Origin of the sequence: Nocardia sp. NPDC051750 (assembly GCF_044453135.1) — a bacterium.
Classification (GTDB): domain Bacteria; phylum Actinomycetota; class Actinomycetes; order Mycobacteriales; family Mycobacteriaceae; genus Nocardia.
Genome location: NZ_JBITCK010000007.1, coordinates 202,331 through 227,696, shown reverse-complemented (window position 1 = coordinate 227,696; position 25,366 = coordinate 202,331). Strand labels below are relative to the sequence as shown.

27 protein-coding genes are annotated in these 25,366 nt (G+C 64.8%); 15 read left to right on the top strand and 12 right to left on the bottom strand.

Translation table 11 applies throughout. The features are described 5' to 3' along the window. Positions 1-3: 3 nt before the first annotated feature. From ACIA75_RS28930 to ACIA75_RS28905, 6 genes are all read left to right on the top strand, one after another. Positions 4-1,314, top strand: a complete 1,311-nt coding sequence (locus tag ACIA75_RS28930; RefSeq protein WP_397109544.1) for a hypothetical protein — start codon at positions 4-6, stop codon at positions 1,312-1,314. After that, positions 1,311-1,712, top strand: a complete 402-nt coding sequence (locus tag ACIA75_RS28925; RefSeq protein ID WP_397109542.1) for a hypothetical protein — start codon at positions 1,311-1,313, stop codon at positions 1,710-1,712. The genes ACIA75_RS28930 and ACIA75_RS28925 overlap by 4 nt, the downstream gene beginning before the upstream one ends. A gap of 18 nt (positions 1,713-1,730) precedes the next feature. After that, positions 1,731-2,141 (top strand): hypothetical protein, encoded by a 411-nt coding sequence (locus ACIA75_RS28920; RefSeq protein WP_397109540.1) that lies wholly within the window; start codon positions 1,731-1,733, stop codon positions 2,139-2,141. A 328-nt stretch (positions 2,142-2,469) separates the two neighbouring features. Further along, positions 2,470-2,820, top strand: coding sequence for a hypothetical protein (locus tag ACIA75_RS28915; RefSeq protein ID WP_397109538.1), 351 nt, complete (start codon positions 2,470-2,472; stop codon positions 2,818-2,820). Further along, positions 2,808-3,182, top strand: coding sequence for a DUF6188 family protein (locus tag ACIA75_RS28910; protein WP_397109536.1), 375 nt, complete (start codon positions 2,808-2,810; stop codon positions 3,180-3,182). The genes ACIA75_RS28915 and ACIA75_RS28910 overlap by 13 nt, the downstream gene beginning before the upstream one ends. 316 nt (positions 3,183-3,498) lie before the next feature. Next, the gene (locus tag ACIA75_RS28905) at positions 3,499-4,086 is read left to right on the top strand and encodes an HIT family protein (RefSeq protein WP_397109534.1); all 588 of its coding nucleotides are present in this window, start codon (positions 3,499-3,501) and stop codon (positions 4,084-4,086) included. 40 nt (positions 4,087-4,126) lie between these two features. Here ACIA75_RS28905 and ACIA75_RS28900 read toward each other — a convergent pair whose 3' ends face one another. From ACIA75_RS28900 to ACIA75_RS28870, 7 genes are all read right to left on the bottom strand, one after another. Continuing rightward, a complete protein-coding gene (locus ACIA75_RS28900; protein ID WP_397109532.1) occupies positions 4,127-4,648 on the bottom strand; it encodes a hypothetical protein in 522 nt (173 codons plus the stop codon). Positions 4,649-4,803: 155 nt separating this feature from the next. Next, complete coding sequence (locus ACIA75_RS28895; protein WP_397109530.1) at positions 4,804-5,025, bottom strand: DUF397 domain-containing protein; 222 nt, start codon at positions 5,023-5,025, stop codon at positions 4,804-4,806. Further along, positions 5,022-5,894, bottom strand: coding sequence for a helix-turn-helix domain-containing protein (locus ACIA75_RS28890; RefSeq protein ID WP_397109528.1), 873 nt, complete (start codon positions 5,892-5,894; stop codon positions 5,022-5,024). The genes ACIA75_RS28895 and ACIA75_RS28890 overlap by 4 nt, the downstream gene beginning before the upstream one ends. 389 nt (positions 5,895-6,283) lie before the next feature. Then, complete coding sequence (locus tag ACIA75_RS28885; RefSeq protein WP_397109526.1) at positions 6,284-6,991, bottom strand: ESX secretion-associated protein EspG; 708 nt, start codon at positions 6,989-6,991, stop codon at positions 6,284-6,286. After that, positions 6,988-8,322, bottom strand: a complete 1,335-nt coding sequence (locus ACIA75_RS28880; RefSeq protein ID WP_397109524.1) for a hypothetical protein — start codon at positions 8,320-8,322, stop codon at positions 6,988-6,990. The genes ACIA75_RS28885 and ACIA75_RS28880 overlap by 4 nt, the downstream gene beginning before the upstream one ends. Positions 8,323-8,325: 3 nt before the next feature. Then, the gene (locus ACIA75_RS28875) at positions 8,326-8,955 is read right to left on the bottom strand and encodes a DUF3558 domain-containing protein (RefSeq protein ID WP_397109522.1); all 630 of its coding nucleotides are present in this window, start codon (positions 8,953-8,955) and stop codon (positions 8,326-8,328) included. Then, a complete protein-coding gene (locus ACIA75_RS28870) occupies positions 8,952-9,314 on the bottom strand; it encodes a hypothetical protein (protein ID WP_397109520.1) in 363 nt (120 codons plus the stop codon). The genes ACIA75_RS28875 and ACIA75_RS28870 overlap by 4 nt, the downstream gene beginning before the upstream one ends. Positions 9,315-9,515: 201 nt before the next feature. On the opposite strand from ACIA75_RS28870, the gene adh reads away from it, so the two are divergent. The 4 genes from adh to ACIA75_RS28850 all read left to right on the top strand — a co-directional run bounded on the left by adh (position 9,516) and on the right by ACIA75_RS28850 (position 14,488). Then, entirely contained in the window at positions 9,516-11,033 is a 1,518-nt protein-coding gene (adh, locus tag ACIA75_RS28865) for an aldehyde dehydrogenase (protein WP_397109518.1), read from the top strand. Further along, positions 11,033-11,434 (top strand): DUF779 domain-containing protein, encoded by a 402-nt coding sequence (locus tag ACIA75_RS28860; protein ID WP_397109516.1) that lies wholly within the window; start codon positions 11,033-11,035, stop codon positions 11,432-11,434. Before adh ends, ACIA75_RS28860 begins: the two co-directional genes overlap by 1 nt. Positions 11,435-11,611: 177 nt before the next feature. Beyond that, a complete protein-coding gene (locus ACIA75_RS28855; protein ID WP_397109514.1) occupies positions 11,612-12,670 on the top strand; it encodes an ATP-binding protein in 1,059 nt (352 codons plus the stop codon). A 6-nt stretch (positions 12,671-12,676) separates the two neighbouring features. Then, positions 12,677-14,488 carry a hypothetical protein gene (locus tag ACIA75_RS28850; RefSeq protein ID WP_397109512.1) on the top strand — a complete coding sequence of 604 codons (1,812 nt, stop codon included), beginning with the start codon at positions 12,677-12,679 and terminating at the stop codon, positions 14,486-14,488. Between the two features lie 138 nt (positions 14,489-14,626). Here the strand turns inward: ACIA75_RS28850 and ACIA75_RS28845 are convergent, their stop codons facing one another. Then, positions 14,627-14,899 carry a hypothetical protein gene (locus ACIA75_RS28845; RefSeq protein ID WP_397109510.1) on the bottom strand — a complete coding sequence of 91 codons (273 nt, stop codon included), beginning with the start codon at positions 14,897-14,899 and terminating at the stop codon, positions 14,627-14,629. 107 nt (positions 14,900-15,006) lie between these two features. Here ACIA75_RS28845 and ACIA75_RS28840 point away from each other — a divergent pair, with 107 nt between their 5' ends. Beyond that, entirely contained in the window at positions 15,007-15,390 is a 384-nt protein-coding gene (locus tag ACIA75_RS28840) for a DUF488 domain-containing protein (protein ID WP_397109508.1), read from the top strand. Positions 15,391-15,801: 411 nt separating this feature from the next. After that, a complete protein-coding gene (locus ACIA75_RS28835; protein WP_397109506.1) occupies positions 15,802-17,151 on the top strand; it encodes a PhoH family protein in 1,350 nt (449 codons plus the stop codon). 72 nt (positions 17,152-17,223) lie between these two features. Here ACIA75_RS28835 and ACIA75_RS28830 read toward each other — a convergent pair whose 3' ends face one another. The 3 genes from ACIA75_RS28830 to ACIA75_RS28820 all read right to left on the bottom strand — a co-directional run bounded on the left by ACIA75_RS28830 (position 17,224) and on the right by ACIA75_RS28820 (position 20,567). After that, positions 17,224-17,637 (bottom strand): limonene-1,2-epoxide hydrolase family protein, encoded by a 414-nt coding sequence (locus ACIA75_RS28830; RefSeq protein WP_397109504.1) that lies wholly within the window; start codon positions 17,635-17,637, stop codon positions 17,224-17,226. Positions 17,638-17,819: 182 nt separating this feature from the next. Next, positions 17,820-19,115, bottom strand: a complete 1,296-nt coding sequence (gene glyA, locus ACIA75_RS28825; protein WP_397109502.1) for a serine hydroxymethyltransferase — start codon at positions 19,113-19,115, stop codon at positions 17,820-17,822. A gap of 261 nt (positions 19,116-19,376) precedes the next feature. Further along, the gene (locus ACIA75_RS28820; protein ID WP_397109500.1) at positions 19,377-20,567 is read right to left on the bottom strand and encodes a DUF885 domain-containing protein; all 1,191 of its coding nucleotides are present in this window, start codon (positions 20,565-20,567) and stop codon (positions 19,377-19,379) included. A gap of 193 nt (positions 20,568-20,760) precedes the next feature. Between ACIA75_RS28820 and coaA the strand changes: the two genes are divergently transcribed. After that, the gene (gene coaA, locus ACIA75_RS28815; RefSeq protein ID WP_397109498.1) at positions 20,761-21,693 is read left to right on the top strand and encodes a type I pantothenate kinase; all 933 of its coding nucleotides are present in this window, start codon (positions 20,761-20,763) and stop codon (positions 21,691-21,693) included. Between the two features lie 5 nt (positions 21,694-21,698). Here the strand turns inward: coaA and ACIA75_RS28810 are convergent, their stop codons facing one another. Then, a complete protein-coding gene (locus ACIA75_RS28810) occupies positions 21,699-22,511 on the bottom strand; it encodes an isoprenyl transferase (RefSeq protein ID WP_397109496.1) in 813 nt (270 codons plus the stop codon). A gap of 292 nt (positions 22,512-22,803) precedes the next feature. Here ACIA75_RS28810 and ACIA75_RS28805 point away from each other — a divergent pair, with 292 nt between their 5' ends. Beyond that, positions 22,804-23,472 (top strand): hemolysin III family protein, encoded by a 669-nt coding sequence (locus tag ACIA75_RS28805; RefSeq protein ID WP_397110315.1) that lies wholly within the window; start codon positions 22,804-22,806, stop codon positions 23,470-23,472. Between the two features lie 116 nt (positions 23,473-23,588). Next, positions 23,589-25,115 carry an adenylate/guanylate cyclase domain-containing protein gene (locus ACIA75_RS28800; RefSeq protein WP_397109494.1) on the top strand — a complete coding sequence of 509 codons (1,527 nt, stop codon included), beginning with the start codon at positions 23,589-23,591 and terminating at the stop codon, positions 25,113-25,115. Positions 25,116-25,366: the final 251 nt, after the last annotated feature.

Sequence of the window (25,366 nt, the reverse complement as noted above, 5' to 3'; positions counted from 1 at the left end):
TCGATGACCTTCATCAACGTCGACCCGGCCACCTATTACGAGGCCGCCAAAATCATCAATCGGGCCGCGACCGCCTTCTTCACCACCTACAGCAACAACCTGAAAGCACTCGAACCCACCACCGCCATGGCCGGCAGCGCCGGGCCCGGCAAAGAATGGGCCATCTCCTACGACCAGCAGGTCCGCGAAACCAACAACCTGGTCACCGCACTGACCATGCTGCTGGACAGATACAACCGTGCCCTCAACCTGATCGGGCACACCTACGCCCTCAGCGACCACAACCCCGCCTCCGGCACCCCACCACCAACAAAACCCGCCGACCCACCCCTGGCCTTCGCGAGCTGCCCGATACCACCGCCCTCGGCCGGCGGCCCCGGCAGCGGCCTCTTCGACGACGGCCTCGAACTCGCCAAAAAGATCGGCGTCGACCTCCCCGTCCCCGACGGCGACAAGGACAAACTCCACACCGCCGCCACCGTCTGGAACACACTCGCCCACGCCCCCGAAATCACCAACCTCCCCGCCGAACTCGGACGCGCCGCCGACCTGTTCCAGACCGTGACCACCCCCGAAGTCGCCACCATCGACGACGACCTACGCACCACCAAAACCGCCGCCGAAGACCTCATCGCCGCCTTCACCGACCTCGCGAACGAGTGCGCACACCAGAAAACCGCCCACGAAACCATGCAGGGCAAACTCAGCAGCGCCCTCGACACGTTCGCCAAAGAGCTCGGCAAAGAAATCCTCGTCACCGCCGCCATCACCGTCGCCGCCTCCGCCATCACCTTCGGCATCGGCGCCCTCGCGGTCAACGCCGTCCGCGCCGGCAAATTCGTCAAACTCGTCGACGACACCATCGAACTACTCCGCGACATCGTCAGAGCCGCCGGCCTCCGCAAGATCGTCACCCTCACCCGCAACACCACCGACACCCGCACCAAACTCGAACGCCTCCACGACGCCATCGAAACCGCCGAAGACACAGTCGAAGCCAGTGAGAAGAAGAAGCCATTAGAGTGGGCAGAGCTCTTCAAGGACGGCCGTGTACCAAAAGCCAGCGAGCTGGAGCAATACGCCCAAGAGCAAGGGTGGACACGGTCGAAGACCGAAACCGGCCCCATAAAGTACACCGACGAGAACGGAATTATTCGCTTAACCATAAAACGAGGCACTCCACGGACGCCAGGAAGCGAGAATCCACATGTTGAGATACGGAACTCCGATGGACAACGGGTCGACCCTGATGGCAACCACGTGAGCAAGAGCGATCCAGGAAACCATACCCCGATCGAGATGGACTTGCCATGACAGACGACTACACTAAATTCGATTCCCTAAAAGGCGTGTACCTAGAGGACAGCTATGTGCTGGAAATATCCGAATCGCCCGGAAAGCTGGAATTTCGACTCTACGCCGTACTTACTCCGGACAGCCCACTGTACAAACCACCGAAGCCGGACGCCCAATACTGTTATGCACGCGGGAAGCTTGAATTCGAGAACGTCTCCCGGATAGTTTGGGACGAGCGTTCCTTCCAGCAGTACAGAGACGCAACCGGTGAAGTAGACTACGGGAACATAGATTCCCTGATAACCTACGAAGGCAGTTACCGGGTCGAAGGAGATTGGGGTTCCGTTCGGATTTGGAGCGCATACCCTCCGGTTTTTCACACCGACGAGAATTCTGCCGTCGATAGCGTCCAGTGAGCGATCACCGTGGAGTCGATGGATCCGAATAACGACACGACCGCCTTGGTGCATGCCTTGACGAAGTCCCGGAGCACGGACGGTACGACCCGAGATCGCGCCATATATAAGTTGGCGGAATTTCTTCATGACTGCAGGGCGGTAGAACGCCTGCACGACATGCTGGACGACGAAGTCGTCACGATTCAGGTCGACGCAGCCGATATTCTGGTACGTCGAGGCGGCAGAGAAGGCATTTTCCTTGTCCTCGACGAGATTGGAAGACGCCGGGACGACCCGGACGCGGACTACATCGCCAACAGACTCTACGAGCTGGACGCAAGCGGCGACATCGCGATCCTCGATATCATCGAGCCATTACAAGACCAATTATCAGATAATAGCGCCATTGGTCTTCAGCAGATCAAAAGACTCCGAGGCCGAGAGTAGCGATTTACTCTTCCACCCGTTTACAATTCGCAATCAAAGGAGAGGCGCCGTGATCTCATGTCGTCAGATACCAATTGCCTCGGATATCTTGGCCACGAGGGCACCCACTCCCGACGACCCGCCTAAACTGGAATTATCGACCTTCTCAGAAGGCGAGTATCAGAGGGGTATATCGATTTGGATATCCAATAGGCGACCCTCCGGACTAGAGTTCGCGTGGGTTACCGATACACCACCAGAAGGTTGGCCTATACCGAACGAGATCGAGGTATCCAGCTGATGATTACACCCCATGAAACGTGTTAGATTTCCGGCTATGCGCCGTGAGGTGATCGATGCGGTGGCGGCGCTATCCGATAGTGAATATCAGAGACGGGTGTGGGTCGATCGGATCCTCCCCGAGGAAAACTTCTACGATGATCTGACGCTCCGAGTACATATCCTCTACGACGACACGACGGTTCTCCCGGATCCGGCGTCGGCAATCGGCGACATACTGCTCGGCGGAGCCGAGATCGCACGGCTGACAGCTCTCGATCGGGTACTCGGTCCACTGATCGACGAGCTTGGAGAAGCCGACGACCTGCAGTATCTCAACCACCCCCGATGGCCTGAAGTGGTCCGGCTCGCCGGACATGCTCTGTCAGCGCTTGTACTTTCCGGCGGATGGCGGGAATGATTCTTTCGATACCAGACCATTCGGTGGAACTTGCACAATTGACTCCAATCCTTGTTCTCCGCGCGGGATCGGATTTCGAAGTCCAAGTGGAAAGCATCGTGAAAATCAGGTCACCCGACCAGGCGGTTCACAGTTACCAGGTCGGCGAGTTACCCGAAGAGATCGGTCGGCAACTCACCGGGAAGGTCCGGGAGGCCCAGACAACGGACGATGGCGGACTTCGACTGGAGTTCGAGTCAGGCTGGTCCGCCGAGGCTGTCGCCGATGCTGACTACGAAGCCTGGAACGTGGTCGGAACGAGGGGATTCAGAGTTGTGTGTATGCCTGGCGGAGAATTGGCCGTATGGCATGCTGACGAGTGAACTCGGCGGACGTCGGCGCGCCGAGTTCCAGGCGTACAGTAACGTCGAATGAACTACCCTTCATGACAATTCTATATCTCAGCTGGCCAATCCCTGAAATTCGACGGAAACCCATCGGTCCATGACGCTGTTGGCCGTGCCCCGACGTCGGTGTGAATGTTCGAACTCGTGTGCGCGTCGGCAGAAAGCTGCGACAGTCCGAAGCACGACGAAACGCATACGAAGCTGAAGACCGAGACGCAGAATCGTTGGGAATCAACATGAGCGCCTACCTCGACAAGGTCCGAGCCGAGACAGCAACGGAGCAAAAGTAGTCATGGAGCCACAGAACTCACCGGCGCAACGTGCTGGAACAGACAGTGTCAGTGCGGTCGTCGGCAGGCAGACAGAGACGATCGATGTCAACGCCTACGTGGACAGAATCCAAGCCGACAATGCCGCCGGTCGGTGCTTCATCTGCGAACTGGCCGACGAACAGTCAACGCGCAAGCGCGAAACTGTCGCCTACCGTGACGAACACTGCGTCGTGTTCTTTCCGCCCTGGCCTCGCCTCTATGGCTACTGTCTGCTTGCGCCACGACGCCACGTGACGGGAGTCGTCTCGGACTTCACCGAAGACGACTACCTCGCACTCCAGCGGCGCATCCATCGCCTCGGCCGGGTCCTCACCCGGATCACGCCAACCGAACGCCTCTATGTGTTCAGCTTCGGCAGCATGCAGGGAGTCGCACACGTTCACTGGCACCTGGCGCCGCTGCCGCCCGGGATCCCCTTTCGCGAACAGCAGTTCGCCGCAGTCGACAAACCCGAATACCTCGTCATGGCCGAGGCAGAGGTCGACGAACTGGCACGAAAGGTCGGCGCCGGGATGGCCGCGCTGGCCGAGCCGGACAGCGGTCGGTGATCGATCAGCTAGAAGCGCAGGCTCGCGCAATGGCACTTCTTCAGTGAACGCGGACCCGGCCTGCGGTGAAGTAGGCCGCGGCCCGGTCGATGGCCGACATCGGCTGGGCGAGGATACGCACGGCGGTCCGTAGCCCGGTGGTGCCGTGAGTCCGCTTCCGGAGCATCGACTGCGCCTCGGAGTGGTCGAGGCCGTGAACGCCGGCGGTGGAAACGCCGGCTCCGGGGATCAGATCGACGACCAGCAACTCCTGGCCCCGCCACCGATGTAGCCGCAACCCTTGCACAGTGTCCCAAGGCAGAAAGATGGAATCCGGCGCACCATCGAGGCTGAGACGAAGTCCATTGGCGGACAAACGCATTGCGTTACGACAGATACCCTCGGCCGCCCACTTGTCCCGAAGTCGCCGCCGGATTCTGAGCGTCCGCAGCGCGCCGAAAACAAAGAAGGGCACCACCGCGAACTGCACGAAGCCGATCGGCCCGGTGAGCCACACCACGAAACCCGCCAACGCCGAGATCACCAACGCACTTGCTGATTCCACAACCACCGACGCCGTCATAAACCGGAGTGTCCGACGACGAGCCGCCTGAACGGCCAGGGTATCGACACCGACAACGAACTCCCCCATGGCCTCCACGGGGGAATATTAACAACCAACACCCTTTTCGCGTGTAGAACCACAGTGGGCCTCAACCTGTCAGCCTGCCCCCTACATCACACCGCGCTGGTATCAGGTGCTGCACCGAACCCAGCGCCCGCCATGCCGGTGAGGAAACCGGCCCATTCCTCCGGGCCGAAGACCAGGGCCGGACCGGTGGGGTTCTTGGAATCCCGCACACCGACCAGCCCGCCGCTCACAAAGGCAACCTCCACGCAATTCTGCTGACCGGAACTCCGGCTGCTCTTGAACCACCGAGCGCTGGATAGGTCGATCATTGTTCCCACTCCTTGCGTGCCTCGAGCACCAATTCCCTGGACTCCTCTGGCGAACACGCTACTCGCCGCAACCTCTCCACAGCGCGCGTATACATGGCGACCTCGGATTCGCGCTCGATATAGACCCTGCCGAAGTAGCCCTCGGCGTAGGCCACCGAAGATTGGCGCATGCGCGATGACGGCAACGGTGGCAGATCGAAAACTACGAATGACCCCGTGATCAAACCGAGCAGGTCTCCAGCATCCCGCTTCACGATCCGCATGGTGACACTCGGCAATCGTGATGCCGCAAGCAGATGCGAGAGCTGATCTGCGGAAACAGCCGGTCCACCGATCGGCGCGTGCAGAACGGGCTCAGCGATCATCGCCTCGAAGTGGAAGTCGTTCTTCATCAGGACTTCTTGTCGCCGCATGACGATATCGAGAGACAGCTCGACCTTTTCCGTCGGCATATCCGGATACTCCGCCCAAATCAGGGCACGGCGGTACTCCCTGGTCTGCAGCAAACCGGGGAGCAACGCGACCTCCCAGGACGAGATGTGCGTCGCGGATTCTTCCAAACCGATGAAGTGATTGAACGTCTTCGGCACCGCCTCGGCATATGACTGCCACCATCCGCCATCGGACCCCTGGGATTGCCGGATATCCGAAGCAAGGTCGAGAATGATCCTTCGCTCCTCGTCCGTGCTGGAGAACGCATTGCACAGTGCGTTCATGGCCAGATCGGTGACCTTGGTCTTGAGGCCGTCCTCCAATCGTCCGTAGGACTGCGGCGATACCTCCGCGACCCGCGCGGCACCCGCCTGCGTGATTCCCTCGCGCAGGCGCATTTTGCGCAGCTGACGCCCCAAGGCGCGGCGGGGAAGCATGGACCCACTACCCACGATATTTACCCTCGCTAACTGGATTGTCTCTATATGGAAGGTGTCGTGGTGGAAAGTCCGCTGTACCACGACATTTCTCCGGCGATGGGGCAGCGCAATCGCGGACCTGTCCGATCTACTGGAGATGCGCCCGCGCGGGATGTTCCGCGACTCACCTTCGCGGAACGTCACCGCCGCAGCTGGAGATCGGCTGCGGGAGGGTCCGGCACCGTCCATGTGCCCCCGCCGGACCCTGCCGGGCGTAGGCCAAGACTAACCCGAGGAGTGAAAGATGGTGTTTGATTGCACTTCTGCGCCACCAGACCAACCCTGGCATGACCTGCCACGTCCCGGTACCCGCCGGCCTGGAACGCGGAGTACCAGGCGGATGTGGTTCAGGACGGGGCGATCAGTTGCGTAAGTGCGCGTTTCAGTTCGTCGTGCGAAACCGGGTCGATGTGGAAGTCCTGGTATCGATGCCCGTAGATGTAGCGGCCGTCGTCGGCGACATCGAACCAGCTGAGGTAGCGCGGCTCCGGCGGCTGGGGATCACGGAGCCGATGCCGCGCCTGGAGAAAGCCCGAGCCCGCCCGGGGCGCCTTCAGCAACCGGCGCATCCGGTCCGCCGGTTGCGGTTTGCCGCCGTTCCAGACCTCGTAGGTGTCGCGCAACCGGTCGATACTTTCCACCAGCGGTGGCCGGGTGCCTTTGGGCAGCTCACCGAGGATCTGCAGGAAGATCCGCGGGACGATCGCGGGCGACCCGATCTGCACCACGAACTTTCCGTCGAAATCCGTTTCCGTGCCGGGGAACTGCACGACGGTGACACCGGCGTTGCCCGCGAAGGCTCCGTATGCCCGGATCCGGCGTCGCCGGCTACCCGAGAGCGTGAGCGTCGACTCCGGATCCGCCGCGACCCGCAGCGCGGCCGTGAGGTCCGGGTCGCCGCCACGCGGATACTGGGTTTCGATGCGCGCGGACAATCGGTGGAACTCGTCTTCCCAGCGCACCGACGAACGCAACTCGAGTGGGTACGGGTAGCGATCCTTACCCGTCTCCTTCCAGACGTGCATGAACTCGTCCGGCGTGAACTCCCACTTCACCTACGTTCTCCACGGTCATCGGCCGGTTGCGCGGCGGGGGCGTCGCCACCGAGCACACCGTCCAGCAGTTGGGGCCGCGCGCCGAACAGCTCTTCCTCGCGGTCCTGGATCAGGTAATCGGGGACCTTGTGTTCGTCATCGTCCTCACCCCGCCTTGCACCCGCACCGCCGCCCATCATCCCGGGCATACCCGACATCGCCCTGTTGGTACCCGCTGCGGTCGACCCCGCCGGACTACCGGAGGGGCTGTTCGGCGTACCGCTGGGAGCTCCCGGGACGGTTTTGCCCGGAGTCTGGCCCTGCGGGGCCCCGCTGGGCGAACCGGGCGTCCCCGCCGGCATCCCGGGCGAACCAGGTGTGGTGGTCGACGGCGTGGTCCGTTGCGGGTCGCCGGCGGGGCTACCCGTGGTGGTACTCGGCTGTTGCGAGGTCGGAGTCTCGTTGGTACTCGCTGTAGTCGTCTGCGGTTCTTCGGTTCCGGGAGTTTCCTGCGTCGGCGCTTCGGTCTCGTTCTCCCCCGGATTCTCACCGGTCGGCGTTTGTGTACCGGGCCCGGGAGTAGTGCTGTTGGGAGTAGTACCGTTCGGGCCGCCGGGGCCGGGCTGGTCACCGGGAACCTGGACCGGGACGAAGGTCGGCACACCCTCACCCGCGGGCTGGTAGGTGGGTTTGTAGGCCAAATTCATTACCTCGACGGCGGCCAGCCGCTGATCTTCCTTGTACGCATCGAAAGCCGCTGCGGCCGCCGGATCGGTCGCACTGACCACGGTCTCCGCGATCTTCGCCGGATCGACCAGGCCCGTGGACACGGCGGGATTGCCACCCGCAGCCTGAGTCTGAGTAGGTGGCGGCGGGACGGATTTCTTCACCACCTCGGCGCCATAGGCGGCCGCATGGATCCGCATACCGACCGAGTTGAGCACTTCCTGCACATCGGTAGCCTGATCGAAGAACGTCCTGGAGGCTTGGTTCGCCGCATCCGCGAACTGGCCGTCCATGCCATCGGAAAGTTCACGCTGGATGGACAGCAACGAGCCGAACAGTGCACCACCCAGAGAATTCGCGATGGACTTATAAGTGTCTGCTACAGCGTGCATGACGCCCGGCATCATTTCGCTGACCTTCGCATAGATCTCTTCGTGCGAGAGCCCCTCGAAGAGCTCCATCTGAGTGATATAGGCGGGGTCCTGCCCATCATGGGACAGCTGCGACCCGAAATGTTGCGCACCGGACAGGCTTGTCTGGCTCGCGATCCGATCCTCCACCGATCCGAGATCGACACTCAGTCCCGGCCCGGCAGCCCCGATCCCGGGATAGTCTTCATCGCTCATCGTTCAGTTCTCCGCCCCGATCTCGGGTTCCAGTACTGTCGCGATCTCGAGGACGCCATCGCAGCGCTGAAGTCCGGCCATGGATCCCTCATCGGTTCGCGATGAACTGAACATGACGAGGCCGGCCTTGGTCCGCACATGAATGCTGCAAACGCTCTTCAGCGTTGGATCCTGCACCAGTAGCGCTTCCCGGCCATTTACCGTCAATGGCTCACTGTGTGCGCCGTTCTTCTGCTGATCCTCTTCCCAGGTCACATTGCCGGAATTGATCGAGAGTTCGCGAAGATCACCTTCGAAGTCGCATGTCAGAAAGGTGTACTCCGCCACGATATCCTTACCCCGGCGGCGGGTCGCCGGGTCGAGTCCCGCTTCACTGACGGCCTCGTCGCTGATCCATGTACACGGATCGAACACCACTTCTGGTCGACCCTGCGTCGTATATTCGTTCTCCAAAGGCGGAGGCTGCAATCGCGACTCTGTCAATGTCGGACGCGCCGAACTCGTTTCCGCAACCACAGGTGATTCGGACGTCGCCGAAGCCGTCCCGCTCGGCTCATCGGGGGTCGAGCAAGCCGTCAAGCCCACAAGAGCTCCCGTGGCGGCAACAACAGCCAACAAGTTTCGAGGGTTCATTCCACAGCCTCTCCGGCGACCGTCAGTGCTCGACTATTCATCACATCTGCTTCCTCGAATGCACCGCCGGCCTGCAGGTATGCCGCGGCCATTCGCAACGCGGCTTCCTTGATGCCCAGTAGCGCATCGGTCACCGAAGCACCTTTGGCCGCGAACCCTGCTTGAAGTTCCTGCGCCGAGACGAATCCGCCGAATCCGGATACTTCGTGCAACCGCTTGGCGTCCATGAGTTGCTGGTCCAGGCATGTATCCACCAACCGCGTGTACACCGCCGCGCAACGCTCCGCGGCTCCCCGCTCCATCCGGAACGTCCCCGCCACCGCCTGCTGATATAGCGCGGTCGCAGTCCCCTGCCCCACATCCATAGCGTTCAGCCCACCCTTCGTAAAACTTCACTCACCCTACTGGACGCAACCCGGCCCCCACCGGTTCCCTCGACCCGTCGAATGACCCCATCCACGCGACCCCGCCCGCGCCTTCACCTCCCCATGGCATAGTGATTTACATCACGAAGCAACACGGCGTGTATCACTGCGTCCGAGTCGACCGAGGAGCTCGTCATGACCTACGCCAAGCCCGGTACCGACGGCAGCATCGTCAGCTATGCCGCCCGATACGACAACTTCATCGGTGGTGAATGGACGGCGCCCGTCGAGGGGAAATACTTCGACAATCCGTCCCCGGTCGATGGCGAAACCTTCTGTGAGATAGCACGTTCCACCGCTCCCGACGTCGAGCTGGCACTCGATGCCGCGCATGCCGCCACCGATGGCTGGGGTGCCACCTCCACCACCGAACGCGCGAATATCCTGAACAAGATCGCCGACCGGATCGAGGAGAACCTCGAGGCCCTGGCCGTCGCCGAGACCTGGGAGAACGGGAAGCCGGTCCGGGAGACGAAGGCGGCCGACCTGCCGCTCGCCGTCGACCACTTCCGCTATTTCGCGGGCGCGATCCGGGCGCAGGAGGGTGGGATCAGCGAGATCGACGCCGATACCGTCGCGTATCACTTCCATGAGCCGCTCGGGGTGGTCGGGCAGATCATTCCGTGGAATTTCCCGATCCTGATGGCCACCTGGAAACTCGCGCCCGCGCTGGCGGCGGGGAACGCGGTGGTGCTGAAACCCGCGGAGCAGACCCCGGCGTCGATCATGAAAGTGGTCGAGCTGATCGCCGATCTGCTGCCGCCGGGTGTGCTCAACGTCGTGAACGGGTTCGGGGTGGAAACCGGGAAACCGCTGGCGTCGAGCCCGCGGGTGGCGAAGGTGGCGTTCACCGGGGAGACCACTACGGGCCGGTTGATCATGCAGTACGCCAGCGAGAACATCATCCCGGTCACCCTGGAGCTGGGTGGGAAGAGCCCGAATATCTTCCTGCCGGATGTGATGGCCGCCGATGACGATTTCCTGGACAAGGCCGTCGAGGGGTTCGTGATGTTCGCGCTGAACCAGGGCGAAGTGTGCACCTGCCCGTCGCGGGCGCTCATCCATTCCTCGATCTATGACGAGTTCATGGCCCGCTGTCTGGAGCGGACGAAGGCCATCGTCAGCGGTGATCCGCTGGACGACGCCACCATGATCGGCGCCCAGGCCAGCAACGATCAGTTCGAGAAGATCTTGTCGTATATCGATATCGGTAAGAAGGAAGGTGCCGAGATCCTGACCGGCGGCACCGCTCGGTCGGTGGACGGCTACCCGAACGGCTACTACGTGGAGCCGACCATCTTCAAGGGCAGCAACGATATGCGGATCTTCCAGGAGGAGATCTTCGGTCCGGTGGTCTCGGTCGCGACCTTCGACTCCACCGAGGAAGCGCTGAAAATCGCCAACGACACCCTCTACGGCCTGGGCGCCGGCGTATGGACCCGCGATACGAACACCGCCTATCGGCTCGGCCGCGGTATCAAGGCCGGGCGGGTGTGGACGAACTGCTATCACGCCTATCCGGCGCATGCGGCGTTCGGCGGTTACAAGAAGTCGGGTATCGGCCGGGAGAACCACGCCCAGATGCTGGATCACTACCAGCAGACGAAGAACCTGCTGGTGAGCTACTCACCGAAGAAACTGGGATTCTTCTGATGCCGGAGCCGAACCGGGTGGAACTCACCGCGGCCGCGGCGAACCTGCTGCACGAGCTGATCGAACGACACGGCCCGGTGATGTTCCACCAGTCCGGCGGCTGCTGCGACGGCAGCGCGCCCATGTGTTACCTGCGGGGCGAGTTCCGGGTCGGTGGGCAGGATGTCCTGCTCGGGCAGGTGGATGCCGAGACACCGTTCTGGATGAGTGCCGATCAGTACGAGTACTGGAAACATACGCACTTGACCGTGGACGTGGTCCCCGGGCGCGGCAGCGGTTTCTCACTGGAAGCACCGGAGGGGGTGCGCTTCCTGATCCGCTCCCGGCTGCTCACCGACGAGGAATTCCTCCAGCTCGAATCCGCACCCGCACCGCGGACCGGAGCCGACCAGGACAACTGAAGCGACCCGGCGCGGTGACTGACACCGTGCCGGGCCCACCTGGTGGCCCGGCACGAGTCCCGCGCTGCCGCACGGGCGTGTGCCCGGCGGCGAGAATATATCCGTGGCCTGCCACGCCGACCCGAAGTAACCTCGACGAGCCAGTTCAGCTGCAGTGAAAGCGAGTCGAAGGAATCAGTGGAGTCCGCGGTTACCGTCACACCCGACCAGCTGCCCGAACTGCTGCTGTCCCTCGCCGTCGTCCGGCCGGTGTTCCTGTGGGGTGCACCGGGGATCGGGAAGAGTTCGCTGGTCCGCGGTTTCGCCGAATCGCTCGGACTGGACTGTGTGACGCTGCTCGGCACCCAGCTGGCACCGGAGGATCTGATCGGCGTACCGCAGATCGTCGGCGAGCGCAGCCGGTTCGCGCCGCCGGAACTGATCGCCCGGCCGGAACCGTACTGCCTGTTCCTCGACGAGTTGAACGCCGCCTCACCCGAGGTGCAGAAATCGTTCTATTCGCTCATCCTCGACCGCCGGATCGGCTCCTACGAGCTGCCCGCCGGGTCGGTGGTGATCGGCGCGGGCAACCGCGCGACCGATAACGCGCTCGCCCGCCCGATGGCGTCGGCGCTGGTGAACCGGATGGTGCACATCCATCTGCGTGCCGATGTCAACGATTGGCTGAAATGGGCCGCGCACAACGATATTCATCCGTGGGTGGTGCGCTATCTGACCCAGCGTCCCGACCATTTGTGGTCGCCCGCGCCCAAGACGGAAGCCCCGTTCTCCACCCCGCGCGGCTGGCATATGCTCTCCGACGCACTGCACTCCTGCGGTGACGATATCGACGACACCCGCCTGCACGTCCTGGCCGCCGGTACTCTCACCGCCGGTCACGCTTCCGGCTTCCGGTCGTACGTGAAGACAGTCCGCCATGCCTACGACCTGGACGCAGTGTTCAAGGGCGACGCCGACTGGCCGCGCGGCGCCGCCGATCGCGATCTGCTGTATTTCCTCTCCGAAACCTTCCGGGCCCGGCTGGTCAAGGAGCTGCCCGGTTCCCGCGAACACCTCTCGCCCACGGTCGGCCGGTTCGTGCTCCGCGCCAAGGCCCTGCTCATCGAGCTGGCCGAGATCTCGGTGGAATGCGCGCAGCTGGTGATCGCCTCCGACGAGACCGGAACGCCGGTGCTGCCGTCCTGGTTCATGCTGGAGATCAGCCGGGATCTGCCGCGCCTGGCCGCCCGGCGGTGATCACGGTTGGCACGGAGAAGGAAAGCGCAGCTCTCGCCGTGGGAACAGGCGATTGTGGACGGCTGGCGAGCCACTGCCGCACATCCCGCCTTCCGTAATCTGAACGCCGGTAGTCCACGGCCGTTCGACGAGAACACCGAATCGGAGCTGTGGGCACGGTTCGACGGGCGGCTCGAATACCATCCGAAACGCCGGGCCGCGGCCGAAGAATGGACCTGGGTTTTCGCGCACTGTCTGCTGCACGCCGGATTCGGGCATCTGGATCCGCGAAATACCGCTGACACCAACTATTCCCGTGCGGTCGACGAGCGGACCCGGCTGCCGCGATGGGAGCCGACCCCCGCCTACCGGGCCGCCTGCTGCGCGGTGGTCGATCACTATCTCGACACGATGAAAATCGGCCGCCGGCCCGACGGATTCCAGCTCCCGCCTGCTATTTCCGACGAGCACGGCACCGCCGAGAGATGGCGCGATACCGCGGTGCCGATCGAATATCAGCGGGGGCAATACCCCGATTTCCTGATCGTCTCCGCGGACGAGGCGAAACAAGCGAACTATATGGACCGGTTCGCCGCCGGCCTCGCGCTCGCGGCCCGCGACGCACTGGCCGTCGCGGGCGGCGAGCACACCGAGCACGGCCTCCGCCCGAAACACCCCTGGGACGCGGCACTGGGCTGGTTCGTTTCATCGTTTCCGCTGCTCGGCGCGCTGGCCGCCGGTATGACGGTGGTCGCCGATACCGAACTCACCCGGCAGTGGGATATCGCCATTGCCGCGGTGAACGCAGAGGTCGCGGAGATCTACATCAATCCGCTGGCGGGCCTGAACGACGAACAGTGGCGTTTCGTCCTGGCCCACGAAATGCTGCACGCGGCCTTGCGGCACGGGGAACGCAATCAATGGCGTGACCCGTACCTGTTCAATGTGGCCTGCGATTACGTGGTCAACGGCTGGCTGGTGGAAATGGGAGTCGGGGAAATGCCCGACGGGCTGCTCTACGACCAGGAACTCCAGGGCTGCTCCGCCGAGGAGATCTATGACCGTCTGGCCACCGACCTGCGCCGGTTGCGGAAGGTAGCAACACTGCGTGGGCGCGGTATCGGCGATGTGCTCGGGGAACCGCTACCGCGGCCCGGCCGCATCGGCGGCTACGTCGACCTGGACGAGTATTACCGCAATGCCCTGGTCACCGGGTTGGCGTATCACACCGACAGTGGCCGGGGCCTGGTTCCGGCGGCACTCGAACAGGCGATTCGTGCGCTCGATCAGCCCCCGGTGCCCTGGGACGCGCAACTGGCCCGCTGGTTCGACGAATACGTTCCCGCGACCCAGCGGCAGCGCAGTTACGCCCGGGCCTCCCGCCGCCAGGCGTCGACACCCGATATTCCGCGACCGGCCTGGATCCGGCCGGAACACACCGTCCGGCAGCCGACTTTCGGCGTGGTCCTCGATACCTCCGGGTCGATGGACACGACACTGCTGGGAAAGGCGCTGGGCGCGATTGCCTCCTATGCGGCCGCCCGGGATGTTCCGCGCGCCCGGGTCGTGTACTGCGACGCCGCCGCGTACGACGCCGGATATCTCCCGGTCGAGGAGATCGCCCGCGCAGTACGTGTGCGGGGACGCGGCGGCACGGTCCTGCAGCCCGGGGTGCGGGCGATCGAACGCGCGGCGGACTTTCCCGAGGACGGTCCGATACTGATCATCACCGACGGACAGTGCGATGTCCTGCGGATCCGGCGCGAGCACGCTTTCCTGGTGCCCGCCGGTGCACGACTACCGTTCCGTCCGCGAGGCCCCATCTTCTACCTGCGGTAACGAGTACCCAACCATCAGGAACGGTGCGCCGTCGACAACCGTCGACGCCCGGCTCGCAATAGCCGCAACACAGGTCCTTCCCGAGCTCGAGGACACCCTGCCGCAATAAGCAAGGCCGCAAACTACGCCCTGTTCTGCTCAGGAGTGCTCGCGCAGGTAGTCCAGGTAGAAACCGCGCAGCGCTTCGGCGAGGTCGCCGTCACCGGCGTGGATGTAATCGTCGAGCATCGGGACCACCCATTTGATATCGGCTTCGCTCTCCCCGGCCCGGCCCGCCGTGGCCTCCGCGGCGGGGATCCGGGTGAGCAACTGCCAGAGAAACCGGATATCGCCGTGCCGCACCGCGAGCTTGACCGCACGGTCGTGCAGCTCCTTCGACGAGAGACTGTCGAACTCCTCGTTCGTGCTCATACCGCCGACTCTAATCGCGCCTGTGGGCTCCGGCCGGGTTTCCGGCCATCGCGGCAGCCACCGCGTGGCGCCGCAGAGCCGGGCGGCGCGAATGATGCGATGGGACGATGACCGACACTCCCCTCACCATCCCCAGCGGATTCCAGGTCAAACGGGCGTATGAAGCGCCGGAACCGGCGGACGGTTACCGAGTGCTGGTCGACCGGCTGTGGCCCCGCGGCGTGACCAAATCCGCGGCCCGCATCGACGAATGGGCCAAGGACATCACACCGTCCAGCGAGTTGCGCCACTGGTTCCACGAGGACCCGCCGGGCCGGCGCGACGAATTCGCCGACCGGCTCCGGGAAGAACTGTTCGCTCCGGCCGCCCACGAAATCCTGGTGCGGCTGCGCGGGCTTGCCCGGACCAACCCACCGGTCACTCTGGTCACGGCGGTCAAAGACCCGGGCAGCAGCCACGTTCCCGTCATTCTGGACATTCTGGGCGAATAGCCCGCGCCGAACCCCGGCGCGCAGGACCGGGCGAGGCGAACACGCAGCGAACACCACCGCCGGAAGCCCCGTTCCGGCGGTTCGCGCCGATACTCGACCGATATCGATCGAGACCCGGTAATACCCATGTTGACCTGCGGAAACATCCCGAAACCGGGGCACGTTCACAGTGAATTCATCAAACCCTCCCGCATTTCTGCGAGCGCACAGGGCCTGGTACGGGGTAGCTTCGGAGTGGCGGGTCGCGCGTTGCGGCTCGTTCGGGAGGTCCTGACCGTGACTGAGAAACTCAGTACGAGGGGGCCGGCACCCGGCCCTCGTGGCCGCTGACATACCCCGTCAGCCGCCATCCGGACCGACCGGCCCAGCGAGACTGTCTGTGTGGGTGCCGCGCAGACCTAGGAGCCTACCGTGACTGATAATCGCTCCGTATCCGCCCCCTCGGCGAATTCTCGCTTCATCAAGAAAGGTTTGAAGACCTTCGTCATCGACACCTCGGTACTGCTGTCCGATCCCTGGGCAGTGACCCGGTTCGGCGAGCATCAGGTGGTGTTACCGCTGGTCGTGATCAGCGAACTCGAAGGTAAACGACACCATCACGAACTCGGCTGGTTCGCTCGTGAAGGCCTGCGCATGCTCGACGATCTGCGCCTGACCCACGGCCGGCTGGACGAACCACTGCCGATCGGTACCGAAGGCGGCACGTTGCAGGTGGAACTGAACCACACCGATCCCACGGTGCTACCGGTCGGTTTCCGCACCGAGAGCAACGATTCCCGCATTCTGGCCTGCGCGCTGAACCTCGCCGCGGACGGCCGCCAGGTGGTGCTGGTATCCAAGGACATCCCGATGCGGGTCAAGGCCAGCGCGGTAGGTCTCCACGCAGAGGGGTATCACGCACAGGACGTGGTGACCTCCGGCTGGTCGGGCATGGTCGAAATCGACACGGCCTCCGAAATCGTCGATCAGCTCTACGCCGAACAGATCGTCGACCTCGACGAGGCCCGGGAACTGCCCTGCCACACCGGGATCCGGCTGCTGGGCAGCAGCTCCAGCGCCCTCGGCCGGGTCACCGCGGACAAACGCGTGCAGCTGGTCCGCGAACGTGAGGCGTTCGGGCTGCACGGCCGCTCCGCGGAACAGCGGGTCGCCCTGGATCTGCTGCTGGACGAAAGTGTGGGCATCGTGTCGCTCGGCGGCCGTGCGGGCACCGGTAAATCGGCGCTGGCACTCACCGCCGGACTGGAAGCGGTGCTGGAGAAACGCACCCAGCGCAAGGTCGTGGTGTTCCGGCCCCTCTACGCGGTGGGCGGGCAGGAACTCGGTTACCTACCGGGCACCGAGAACGAGAAAATGGGCCCCTGGGCACAGGCCGTTTTCGACACCCTGGACGGGCTGGCCAGTCGCGAGGTGATGGAGGAGGTCCTCAGCCGCGATATGCTCGAAGTCCTTCCGCTGACCCATATTCGAGGCCGGTCGCTGCACGATTCGTTCGTGATCGTGGACGAAGCCCAATCGCTGGAACGCAATGTGCTGCTCACCGTCCTGAGCCGGCTGGGCAGCGGTTCCCGGGTGGTGCTCACCCATGATGTGGCGCAACGCGACAACCTGCGGGTCGGCCGGCACGACGGCGTCGCCGCGGTGATCGAGAAACTCAAGGGCCACCCCTTGTTCGCGCATATCACCCTCACCCGCAGCGAACGATCGCCGATCGCGGCGCTGGTCACCGAGATGCTGGAGGAATACGGGCCCAACGCCTGACAGAACAGTGTGTTGGAGCACTCTCGGACCAACCAGCGCCCGGGGGTGCTCCAACAACACATCCGATCAGAATTACCGACCGAAGATCGCCTTCACGACTCCCACCGCGGCACCCCGGACGAAGTTCTCCCAACTGAAGTGGTCGTGCCACAGAATGATCCGGCCGTCCACCAATTCGAAGGTGCCCATCACCCAGAACTCGATACTCACCGGTCCGAACCGCAGGAAATCGGTCCGGTCGGTGAGGACGATCGCACCGTCGGCCGCGATATGGTGCATCCGCGCGGAGAACCCGAACCGCTCATTGTCCAGACCACGCAGCAGCTTGCCGACTCGGCGCGCCCCGCGCACGTCCGGCAGCGAGGTGTTCTTCCAGACGATATCCGGGTGCACCAACTCCAGCGCCTCGTCGATCGCGCCGACTTCCATCGCATTGAAGAACTCGCGGACCGTGGTGACCGCGTCCTGGTTCAACTCGGTGTCCATCACCCGAGCCTAGAGCAGGGCCGTGCGCCGCGCTGTGTCGCCGACGGGATCCGAGCGACAGTAGCCGATTAGCCCGGTCGAGACCGCGCGATCACGTCAGGGCGGCCCGTTCTCCGTAATACCGCCGACCGGACACCGGCCGTCCCGCGCTACGCCGGGGACCGGTCGCGCTCCGGTCGCTTTCAGCCCAGGAGGTTCCAGTCCTCCAGGTCCTGGTACAGCGGGAAGTCCTGGGCCAGCTTCTGCACCCGGGCCCGCAGCGCGTCCAGGTCGGCGCCGCCGGCCAGCGCGGTGCCGATGATATCGGCGACCTCGGTGAACTCGGTATCGCCGAAACCGCGGGTGGCGAGGGCGGCGGTGCCGATCCGCAGGCCGGAGGTCACCATCGGGGGGCGCGGGTCGAACGGGACGGCGTTGCGGTTAACAGTGATGCCGACTTCGTGCAGCAGGTCCTCGCCCTGCTGGCCGTCGATATCGGAGTTGCGCAGGTCGACCAGGACCAGATGCACATCGGTGCCGCCGGTGAGCACGCTGACCCCGTTACCCGCGACATCGGCGCCGGTGAGACGTTCGGCGAGGATCTTCGCACCCGAGATCGTGCGCTGCTGCCGCTCGGCGAACTCCGGCGTACCCGCGATCTTGAAAGCGACCGCTTTGGCCGCGATGACGTGCATGAGCGGGCCGCCCTGCTGGCCCGGGAACACCGAGCTGTTCAGCTTCTTGGCGTAATCCTGCTTGGCCAGGATCAGACCCGACCGCGGTCCGCCGAGGGTCTTGTGCACGGTGGAGGAGACGACATCGGCGTAGGGCACCGGCGAGGGGTGCAGCCCGGCCGCGACCAGCCCGGCGAAATGCGCCATATCCACCCACAGGTAGGCGCCGACCTCGTCGGCGATCTCCCGGAATGCCGCGAAATCCTGATGCCGCGGATACGCCGACCAGCCGGCCACGATCACCTTCGGCCGCGACTCCCGGGCGATGGCCCGGACGTTGTCCATATCCACCCGGTGGTCTTCTTTGGACACCCCGTAGGAGTGGACCTCGTACAGCTTGCCGGAGAAGTTCAGCCGCATCCCGTGGGTGAGATGACCGCCGTGCGCCAGATCGAGACCGAGCAGCCGGTCACCGGGATCCATCAGCGACATCAGCACCGCGGCGTTGGCCTGCGCGCCCGAATGCGGCTGCACATTCGCGAAATCGGCCCCGAACAGTGCCTTGGCCCGCTCACGGGCCAGGTTCTCCACCACATCGACATGCTCACACCCGCCGTAATAGCGGCGGCCGGGGTAACCCTCGGCGTATTTGTTGGTGAGCACGCTGCCCTGCGCCTGCAGCACCGCGCGCGGCACGAAATTCTCCGACGCGATCATCTCCAGGGTGTCGCGCTCGCGGGCGAGTTCACCCGCCATCGCGGCAGCGAGCTCCGGATCGAGCTCACCGAGAGACTGGGTATTGACAGAGGCGGTCGTCTGCGTCACCCGGCCAGTCTATGTATCGGGCCGCGCGTTCGATGCCGCGGGTGCTCTGTTTATTTGCGCCGCCTCCGGCGGCGCGGGTTCGGGGCCCCCTCGTGTCTCGATTCTTCACTCCGCCGCTCCTCCGCTTCGCTCCCCCGCTCTGTCGCTCCAGAATCGAGACGGGCCCCGAACCACCGGATGACGACCCACCGCATGCACAGAAACGGGGGGTGGAGTCGTAGGTGGACAGACCCGGCGACGGGCGCGTCCGCTGGTGCCGGGTCAGCGGAGAGCGGACGGGATGAGGGGCTCATCCAGTAGCCGGCGGAAGCGGTCGGACCGGTCATCGGCGTCCGTGGCCTGGTCCAGCCAGCCGCCGAGTAGTTTGTAGCCCTCCACATAGGTACTGACGTAGGCCCGCCACAGCGGGGACGACAGGAAACGCAGCGACTGACGGGCACGGTCGGGGGTGGTCAGCGACCAGCGTTCCAGGAAGCCGGCCACCTCGTCGGCGTCCTTGCCCTGGTCGTGCAGCATGAGCGCGGCGTCCTGACGGACACCGAGCAATTGTGCCGAGGCCTCGGACAGCCGTTCGGCGCGCTCGCCGTCGAACCGCAGGCCCAGGTCCGCGTAGATCTCCTGGGCCCATTTCCCCCAGCCGGGTCCGATGATCGACCGCAACGCCAGATCGGCCAGCCCTTCGGCCATCAGGCACTGCGGCGTGTTCACCAGGAAGATGGTCTGTTCACCGTGCCCGGCGGCGACCAGATTGGCTTCCTTCCGGCAGTGTTCGGTGTGGTGCCCGGGGTAGGACTCGTGGGCGATGAGCCGGGGCAGCATCGCCATATGCTGGCGAAGGTCCGAGTTGATCGCGACTGTCGAGCGGTAGTTGCCCAGGTAGTAGTTGAACCCGGACCACGGTTTGTCGCCCACTACCTCGTAGGTGACATGTTCGTGGTCGGGCAGCGGGTACCGCGCGCGCACCAGTTCGCGGAGCGCGCCGGAGAACGCCTCGACGCAGGCCTCCAGACGCTCCGGCGGGATCTCGTCGGCTTTGCGGTGCGCCGCCATCCGCTCGGCGAGCGGGCCCGTGCCGCCCAGCACCTCGTCGATCTTCTGGTGGGCCTCGTGGTAGTCGGCCGGGTCGCCGGGCGCGATATCCACGTCGAAGTACCGGCTGACCTCGTCCACGAAGCCGATCTCCTCGCCCGCGAATTTGCGGGCGGAACATTCCAGCGCCCGCAGGTGCGCGTCGAGGAAGGCAGTTCGCCGCGGACCCAGCCCGGCAGCCAGAAGTTCGGCCCGCAGCCGCGTGGCGGTAAGGGCCAGCTCCCGGGGTTCGGGCGGGGGCGCGTTCTCGACATCGCGCCGCAGCTGCGGATCGGCGGTGTAGGCATCGACGAAACCCTCTTCGAGCCGGTCGAATGACAGACCGAGCCGCAGGTATTCGGTCACCAGAGGATGGGCTTGCATGATTTCGACGATAGCCGCGGATGCTGTGTCACGGACCCCCCTCTGCGGACCGCGCGTACCCGAGGCGCAGAATTCAGCCATGAGGGCACAGCCAATGCGCCGGACCGGCCGGGGTCGCGCCGGCCGTGATCACGACATCGCACAGTTGCGGCACCGCGAGCACGAGTGTCCGGCAGAGTGGAGCGCTGAGTAGATGGCCAAGGCGAGCGAGCCCAGCCCTTATGTGGAATTCGACCGGAAACGGTGGCGGGAACTGCGTAAGTCCACTCCGCTGGTACTCACCGAAGAAGAACTGATCGGGCTGCGGGGCCTGGGCGAGCAGATCGACCTGGAAGAGGTCGCGGAGGTCTACCTGCCGCTCGCGCGACTCATCCACCTGCAGGTCGCGGCCAGACAGCGGTTGTTCGCGGCCACCGCCACCTTCCTCGGCGAATCGCACCCGGACAAGCAGGTGCCGTTCGTGATCGGGGTCGCCGGCAGTGTCGCGGTGGGGAAATCCACCACGGCTCGCGTGCTGCAGGCACTGCTGGCCCGCTGGGATCACCATCCGCGCGTCGACCTGGTGACGACCGACGGATTCCTGTATCCCACAGCCGAACTCACCCGCCGCGGCATCATGCACCGCAAGGGTTTCCCGGAAAGCTATGACCGGCGCAAACTGTTGCGTTTCGTGACAGAGGTGAAATCGGGCGCCGAAGAAGTATGCGCGCCGGTGTATTCACATATTTCCTACGATATCGTTCCCGGCGAATTCCACTGCGTCCGCCAGCCCGATATTCTCATTGTCGAAGGCCTGAATGTCCTGCAGACGGGCCCGCGGCTCATGGTTTCGGATCTGTTCGATTTCTCGATCTACGTGGACGCCCGGATCGAGGATATCGAGAGCTGGTACGTCCGCCGGTTCCTGAGCCTGCGGGCCACCGGCTTCGCCGACCCGAAGGCCCATTTCCACCACTACGCGAAGTTCACCGATTCGGAAGCGACCGCGGCGGCCAAGGACATCTGGAACTCCACCAACCGCCCCAACCTGGTGGACAACATCCTCCCCACCCGCCCCCGCGCAACCCTGGTCCTGCGCAAAGACTCCGACCACAGCATCAACCGCCTGCGGCTCCGCAAGCTGTAGCGCGCTCAGGTTCCGTAGCGGCGGTGCCGGGCGGCGTAGTCGCGGAGAGCGCGCAGGAAATCCACGCGGCGGAATTCCGGCCAGTACACCTCGGTGAACCAGATTTCCGAGTAGGCGCTCTGCCAGAGCAGGAAGCCCGAGAGGCGTTGTTCGCCGGAGGTGCGGATCACCAGGTCCGGGTCGGGTTGGCCCGAGGTGTAGAGGTGCGCGCCGATGGCGTTGACCGTGATCGACTGGACCAGGTCTTCGCCCGTTTCGCCGGCGGCCATCTCCTGGCGGACCAGTTGGCGGACCGCGTCCGCGATTTCCTGGCGGCCGCCGTAACCGATGGCGACGTTCACATGGGTGCCGGTGCGTTCGCGGGTGCGTTCGGTGGCGGTGCGCATCCGCTTGGCGACCAGGTCCGGTAGGCCGTCGAGCGAGCCGACTATGCGGACCCGCCAGTTCTGCTCGGGTGCGGCCAGTTCCTCGACCACATCGGTGATGACCTCGAACAGCGTTTCGAGTTCTTCCTGCCCGCGGCTCAGATTCTCGGTGGAGAGCAGGTAGACGGTGACCAGTTCGATGCCCTCGGCCTCACACCAGCTGACCAGCTCGGCGACTTTGAGAGCGCCGACCCGGTGGCCGTGCGTGATATCGGTGAACCCGTTCTCCCGGGCCCACCGGCGGTTGCCGTCACACACCACCGCAACGTGGCGTGGATGCTGTTTACCCGCAAGCTGCTTGGCCAGACGACCCTCGTAGATGCGATAGGGAAAGCCCCGCAGCCGACTCGGAAATTCCACGACGACCAACAGTACGCCTTTTCCGGCATTCATCCGCACTTGCCGCCGAACGTGTGCGCGGCCACAGCTTCCCGCATTCGCGCAGGAACCGGTACAGTGACAACCGACGCAACCTACGCTGCCGTAGGTTACCCGCCAGTCAATTGCTCCGCGGTCCCGAACCGCGAGACGATAGCCGGTGCCGATGGCAGCGTCGCTGTGCCCAGCCGACCCAGGAGGTTCCGTGTCCGACTCGGCCCCCACCGATCCGTACTCCGACGACAACGAGCCGCACGGGTCCGTGATCGAGCACTCCGTGCGGGCCGGCGCCGATAACGACGATCCGGTGCCCAACCCCGCCGAATCGCTGGTCGCACTGGTCAAACCCCGGATGCGGGGCTGGATCCACACCTGGGCGGCCGCTGTCTCGGCCGTCGCCGTGCTCGCGCTGATCGGCGCCGCCACCACCGTGTCGGCGACGGCGGTCGTCGCGACCACGGTCTACGGGCTCACCATCTGCGCCCTGTTCGGGATCAGCGCCACCTACCACCGGATCACCTGGACCACGGTCCGGGCCCGGACCCGGATGAAACGCGCCGACCATTCGATGATCTTCGTCTTCATCGCCGGCACCTACACACCGTTCGCACTGCTCGCCCTCCCCGACCCGACCGGCCCGATCCTGCTCGCGGTGGTGTGGGCAGGGGCACTGGCCGGTGTCGCACTGAAGGTGCTGTGGCCACATGCACCGCGCTGGGTGGGAGTGCCGCTCTACCTGCTGCTCGGCTGGGCGGTGGTCCCGGTGGGCGGGGAACTGTACCGATCGGCGGGCCTCCCGGCCGTACTGCTGCTGGTGGCCGGTGGGCTCGCCTACAGCGTCGGCGCGGTTCTCTACGCCACCAAATGGCCGAATCCCTGGCCCAGCACCTTCGGCCATCACGAGTTCTTCCACGCCGCCACCGTGCTCGCTGCCCTCTGCCATTACATAGCGGTGTGGCTGGTGCTGCCGGCCTGAGCCGGACTCCGCGGGGCCGATAGTCCGCTGGCGGCCGGTTGTGTCGATTAGGCTGCTGACTCGTGTCCTTCGATACCGGCCGGCGGCACCACCCCGGCCACCGCGGATAGCTCACGATGAGCGATGCGAAGGCGGCCCGGCTGCGGCCGGGGGCGATCACCCGGCTGATGCTGTGGAGTCTCCGTGCCCGGTGGGGGCTGGCCACGGTGGTGATCGCCGCGCATCTGAGTGGTCTCGCCGTCATCGTCACCGAACTCTTGCTGATCGGATTCCCGGGGCGTCTCGACGCCGACCAGCTGAACGGACTGCTCGTAGTCGCCATCTACCCCACCCTCGCGTTCCTGATCGGCATCGGGCTGGCGATCCGCGATCGCGACGGCTATTTCGCCTGGCTGGACCGGTCCGGTAAACCGACGCCCGGGGAAGCGCGCCGCCTGCTCCACCTCCCCATCGCGGTCACTTTCCGGTCGCTGGCGATGTGGGCGCCCGGCGTCCTCCTCTCGGCAATAGTGCTGGCCCGCCTCACCACCGAGGACGATTTCACCGTGCTGCTGGCCATGTTCACCATCGGCGGGCTGGAATCGGCCGGCCTGACCTATTTGATCGTGGACCGGTTGATCCGCCCCGTGGTGCCGATCGTCGCCGGGGTGCTGGGCGCGACCATGCACTGGAGTTCCTCGGTATCGGTCCGGGTCGCGCTCGCGTGGGCGGTATCGGGGGCGATGCCACTGAGCGCCTTGATCGTGGTGCTCGCCGATCCGGCCACCAGCTATGAACACCGCATCCGCACCGGCATCTACCTCGCCGCCATCAGTCTCGCGGTCGGCGTCCTGGCCACGTGGGCACTGTCGCGCGCGGTGGCGGCCCCGTTGCGGGCATTACGGATCGCGGTCGACCGGATAACCCAGGGCGATCTGGATGTCCGGGTCTCGGTCCGCAGCGCCAGTGAGATCGGGCGGCTCGAGCATTCGGTCAACGAGATGTCGGCGAACCTGCGGGAACGGCTGCGGATGCGCGATGTCTTCGGCCGGCACGTCGGCGAGGAGGTCGCCGAACGGGCACTGGCGGGCGGGATAGATCTCACCGGCGATGTCCGGGAGGTCACGGCGCTGTTCGTGGACGTCACAGGGTCGGTGGCGATCTCCACCGGACTGCCGCCGCAGGAGTTCGTCGCCAAACTCAACCGGCTGATGGCGACCGTGGTCGCGGCGACGGAGGACAACGACGGCCTGGTCAACAAGTTCGAGGGCGATGCGGCGCTGTGCATTTTCGGCGCACCGATCGCGCTGGCGGATAACGCGACTCCCGCACTACGGGCGGCGCGGCGGATCCGGGACGAGATCGCGGCGGCCGGTGAACTCGATATCGGGATCGGCGTGGCCCGGGGCCGGGTGTTCGCCGGGGATCTCGGTACCGACACCCGGCGCGAATACACCGTGATCGGCGACGCGGTGAACGCCGCCGCCCGGCTCACCACCCGCGCCAAGGAGGTACCGCGGCGCATCCTGGTCTCGCAGAGCGTTATCGAAGCCGCCGCGGACCACGAGCGGGAGAAATGGGTGAAGTACGGGGCGGTTGCGCTGCGCGGGATCACTGAGCCCACCTCGTCGTGGACAGACCGGGATCCCGGCGTGAGCACCTAGCGGCGGGGCGACGATCTCGCCACCGGAGTACCGGCCTGAGCGGAAGACTGAATATCGCATCCGGAGAGGCGGACAGCACGCCCGGCGAGAGTCCAGCTCCGCCCAGGCTGCGCTACTGCGGAACGTGTCCGGCCGAGCGCGATGACGCGGCCCGACGGAGCGTCCGTGGCGACGCTCGACTGCGCCGTCTCCGACGCAGGCCCGAGATCAGCGCGGTCGGCCCCTGCGAAGCCGGCTACGGCGCACCTGAT